Origin of the sequence: Baaleninema sp. (assembly GCF_049974805.1) — a bacterium.
Taxonomy (GTDB): Bacteria; Cyanobacteriota; Cyanobacteriia; order Cyanobacteriales; family Geitlerinemataceae; genus Baaleninema.
Genome location: NZ_JBNGCO010000198.1, coordinates 1 through 4505, shown reverse-complemented (window position 1 = coordinate 4505; position 4505 = coordinate 1). Strand labels below are relative to the sequence as shown.

At 51.4% G+C, this 4505-nt stretch carries 3 protein-coding genes; all 3 read right to left on the bottom strand.

Going from position 1 to position 4505, the window contains the following annotated elements; genetic code table 11:
- Positions 1-524 precede the first annotated feature (524 nt).
- The 3 genes from gor to iscB all read right to left on the bottom strand — a co-directional run bounded on the left by gor (position 525) and on the right by iscB (position 4231).
- A complete protein-coding gene (gor, locus tag ACP5D4_RS21100; RefSeq protein WP_428013573.1) occupies positions 525-1871 on the bottom strand; it encodes a glutathione-disulfide reductase in 1347 nt (448 codons plus the stop codon).
- Positions 1872-2145: 274 nt separating this feature from the next.
- On the bottom strand, positions 2146-2919 hold the full coding sequence (locus ACP5D4_RS21095; protein WP_428013572.1) for a ZIP family metal transporter: 774 nt from the start codon (positions 2917-2919) through the stop codon (positions 2146-2148).
- A gap of 28 nt (positions 2920-2947) precedes the next feature.
- A complete protein-coding gene (gene iscB / locus ACP5D4_RS21090; RefSeq protein WP_428013571.1) occupies positions 2948-4231 on the bottom strand; it encodes an RNA-guided endonuclease IscB in 1284 nt (427 codons plus the stop codon).
- Positions 4232-4505: the final 274 nt, after the last annotated feature.

Here is a 4505-nt window from a genome sequence, read left to right as displayed (position 1 = left end):
TTCATGGGTAATTTTCGAGGAGATTATATCTCCCACTTTACACGACCAGTGCCAACTGTCTGAATGTTGAGTTCGCACTAAAATTGTTGTTGTTTTTACCAACAGTTTGTTGTGTAGTTGCGTAGTGATAAGTTGCGTAGGTTGGGTGTAGCGAAAGCGAAACCCAACAGCTATTCAGAGTTTGAGGTGATAAGCAGATTTTAGACCGGGTCATCTCAGATTGTATATTCAAATTTACAAATTACACCCGAATCTCCGAAGACCCACGAAGGTCGAATTCTCTCCAGATCCCCGGCATCTCCAAGATGCCGGGGATCTCGCACAGCCCTTGACCGATCGGGGATTTTGCCACGAATCATTCAATATTGCCAGATAGCAAGGTTATTAAAAACTGGTATGATTTAACGGTTTGAAATTTGATTTTGCACTCAAAGTTTTTTTTACAAAAAGGGTGAGGCCAACCGGAAAACCCGTTGAGCCTCACCCTTTCAACCAAATTCAAATCGAACTTTAAAAATTGAACTTTAACGCATGGTGACGAATTCTTCCGCCGAACTCGGGTGAATTCCCACCGTGGCGTCGAAGTCCGCTTTTCGCGCCCCCATTTTCACCGCGATCGCCACCCCTTGAATAATCTCGGCGGCGTTTTCGCCCACCATGTGCGCCCCGAGAACGCGGTCAGTCTCGGAATCAACAATCAACTTCATCAGGGTTTTCTCTTCCCGTCCCCCCAAAGTATGGTACATGGGGCGGAATTTCGAGCGAAACACCTTCACCGCATCGCCGTATTTCTCCCGCGCCTCGGCTTCCGTCAAGCCCACTGTGGCGGCTTCCGGCGTCGTAAACAACGCCGTGGGAACGTTTTCATAACTCATCTGGCGCGACTTTCCGCCAAAGTGCGTATCGGCGAGAACCCGTCCTTCGTTAATCGCCACCGGAGTTAAATTGATGCGATCGATACAGTCGCCCACCGCGAAAATACTGGGATCGTCCGTTTGGTTATATGAATCAGCAACAACTGCACCGTTGTGGGTCTTGACTTCTGTATTTTCTAACCCCAATCCCTCTAGATTGGGTTTACGACCCGTCGCCGCCAAGCTGATAGCATCGGCGATCGCAGTCTCTTCCTCTCCATCGAGGTTCAGTTTCAACTTGCCGTTGTCAAGTTGCTCGATCGAAGTCACATTTGTATTGGTTAAAAAACGAATGCCGTGACGTTGCATTCCCTCCTGAATCTCAGCCCGAATGTCATCGTCAAAGCCCCGTAAAATCTTGTCCCGTCGGATAATCACCGTCACCTCAGAACCCAAGCCTTTGAGAATGCAGGCGAATTCAACGCCGATGTAACCACCGCCGAGAACCACCGCCTGTTTCGGTTGTTCCTTAAGATGAAAGATTTCGTTGGACGTGATGGCGTGTTCCATCCCCGGAATGTCCGGTTTGATGGGTTTTCCGCCCACCGCGATCAGCATTTTCTCGGCGGTGAGGGTGCGATCGCCGATTTGCACCGTATGAGAATCGACGAACTTCGCGTATCCCTCAAACACTTCCACGTTAGACTTATCCAACATCCGCTGGTAAATCCCGTTGAGGCGCGTCACCTCGTCGTTCACCACGCGAATCAATTTCGGCCAGTCGAACTCGCTTTCCACTGGACTCCAACCGTACCCCACCGCATCGCGGAAGAGATCGGAAAAGTGAGACGAATACACCATCAATTTCTTGGGAACGCAACCGCGATTGACGCAGGTGCCTCCCAAGCGATCGACCTCTGCAATACCGACTTTCGCCCCGTATTCGGCAGCGCGTCGGGCGGTGGCGATTCCCCCAGAACCCGCACCGATGACAAACAAATCAAAATCGTAACTCATAATCTTCTCAATTTCCTCTTAACTATTTTTTACAGGAATATAACCGGACAATGCAGATCGAGCCATGTACGTCATTGAGGAAAGAGGGAACCCTTGTCGAGTGCTGTGACGCCACTGAAAAATGTTGCAGAAGTCAGGACAATGTTGTATTACCGCGTCACGCACCGCCTCAAACGGAAGATGGGGAGAGGGAGAGGTGGGGAGAGGGGGAGACAAGGGGAAATTCTCATCACCCCATCTTCCCATCATCTCATCACCACCTCATCCCCCCCTCTCAACCGAGGGCGATATCTAAAAACATCATGCAGACGAATCCCGCCACGATGCCCAGAGTCCCTTCTTGTTCGTAGCTTTTGCGGGCGATTTCGGGAATAATTTCATCGACGATGACAAACAACATCGCCCCCGCCGCAAAAGCCATCGCCCAGGGTAAAAACGTTTGCGCTACGCTCACGATACCCGCCCCGATCGCGCCGCCGACAGGTTCCACCAAGCCCGTGATGAAAGCGATTCCCAACGCATAGGCGATCGAATAGTTCAATTCTCGCAGTCCCAAGGCCACAACCAACCCCTCGGGAACGTTCTGCACGCCAATCCCCAACGCCAGGGCGATTCCGTTGGCCATGTTACTCCCGCCAAAACCAACGCCGACGGCTAAGCCTTCGGGAAAGTTATGTAGGGTAATGGCGATGACGAACAACCAAATCCGTTTGAAGTTCTTTAGCGTCGGCCCCTCTTTGCCTTTGAAAAAGTGTTCGTGGGGAAAGTGGTTGTGGGCGAACCACAACGCCGCACTTCCTAAGATAATCCCCATACCGACAATTAAAGCGGCCACCGTTTCGGAGTTTCCCTGGGCGAGGGCGGCTTCAGTACCGGGAACAATCAGAGAAAACGAGGTGGCGGCTAACATGACGCCTCCTCCAAACCCCAGGAAAATTCCCTGAAGTCGATGTTGGATGTTGTGGGTGAAGAGAATCGGTAAGGCGCCGATTCCCGTTCCCAATCCGGCGATGAGACTGGCGAGGCTTCCAGTGAGGATAACGTCCATCTAAAACGAACTGCCCGACAGGGCATCCTTATTTCGAGAATCTGTATTCATAGCCGTCTGATTGATGAACAGTTGTTAGATATTTCGGATGAACGTCGAAAGGTTTAACCCCAGCGTTCAGTCGAAAGGAAGGGCGAAACCGAATGGCAATCCGTCCTGTGTAATTTCCGGCGAATTTTCCTTGAGGAATTGTCGCCTTGACTATATCGCCCGTTGGGAAACCTTGAAAGGATTTGGCTTTCGGAGCGTGAGTTCTCGGAAAACCGTATTTATCGGAACGACATCGTTGCCGAACTCCGTGACCTTTGGCTGCAACGAGCAAAAGTTTCTCGATCGCGACATCTAATCGATCGGGAGTCGATTTCCCGACGCAAGCCGCATCGAGCCAGTGAGTCTTCGACCCACCCAATCGAGTCCGATTAAACTTAGTCTGTCCGCCCGTTCCCACTTCAACGGGCAATCCAGTTTCTTTCAACTGTTGGTACAGCTTCCAGCGAGTTGCGTTGACGGCTGCCGTATCTTTTAACGGCGCTTTTACCTGTTTCAAAATACGGTCGAGAACGGACGGTTTGCCCGATAGAAACTCGCGAATATCTCGGTTTCCCTTAGCTGGGTTGCACTGATGGCAAGCCAAAGCGAGGTTGGAAACTCGGTCGCTCCCTCCCTTCGATTTAGGATGAATGTGTTCGACCTCTAACGGCAGGTTCTCAGCACCGCAGTAGGCGCACTTTCGACCCCACTTTTCCAACAAGAACTCGCGGATCTCGTAACCCAACAATTCGCTCTGCTGATACTCAATACCACTCACTTCGGGGTTCTGGAGTTTCTGGGTATCGAACCGCACGAGTTCTTGAGAAATCGAGACAATCGGGCAAAGTTTTCGCAAACGGTTCACCCAGGTCATCGTAGTTTCGACCCGATGGTTGAGAGATGGTGGAAGCCAACCCTTCGGACGAGTACGGTTAAGAAAGCGAGGCTTTCGGTAACGAGTTTTTCGATGGCGTCGGGAGCGTCGTAAAGCGCGACGCTTCTCTAAGTCGTTCTTAATTTGCTGTCCGCGATGGCTGAGTTCGGACGCCCAAATGACTCGGTTTTCGGACAGGATAGCCAACCCAGTTATTTTAGAGCCGGGATCGATTTTGAGTTGAGTTTCGGGGACGACACAATCTTTGGCTTCAATCTCGTGCAAGATAAGGGTAAATGGATAGCGACGAAACACCGAACCACGACCGGATTTCAGGAGCCGCCGCGCTTTGGCTGGATGGCATGGTGCTAGGGGTTTTTTGTCTTGGTCGAGAACGAAAACCTGCATAATACACAACTCCCAAAAGGGGTAACGTTTGCCTCGCCAAGGTTACGTCTCGGTACTTTAGGCTGGTCAGCTTTTGGGCTTTTTCAAGCCCCCGTCATAGCCAATAGGCTTGACGGCGGGTTGTTGACTGACCGTGAGGAGAGGGGTTAGAAACAATAACAACAGTTTGACACTCCCCAGCTGTCACGGCGTGGGGATTCTTGGGTCTATGGGGAGCCAACGCTTAACCCCTCGCCAAGCATCTTGACCGTCTGCCCGACGGCTGCAAGTCCAC

Excerpts from the sequence above, each read along its gene's own strand:
- gor (WP_428013573.1), bottom strand. The coding sequence starts at position 1,871 with ATGAGTTACGATTTTGATTTGTTTGTCATCGGTGCGGGTTCTGGGGGA.
- ACP5D4_RS21095 (WP_428013572.1), bottom strand. The coding sequence starts at position 2,919 with ATGGACGTTATCCTCACTGGAAGCCTCGCCAGTCTCATCGCCGGATTG.
- iscB (WP_428013571.1), bottom strand. The coding sequence starts at position 4,231 with ATGCAGGTTTTCGTTCTCGACCAAGACAAAAAACCCCTAGCACCATGC.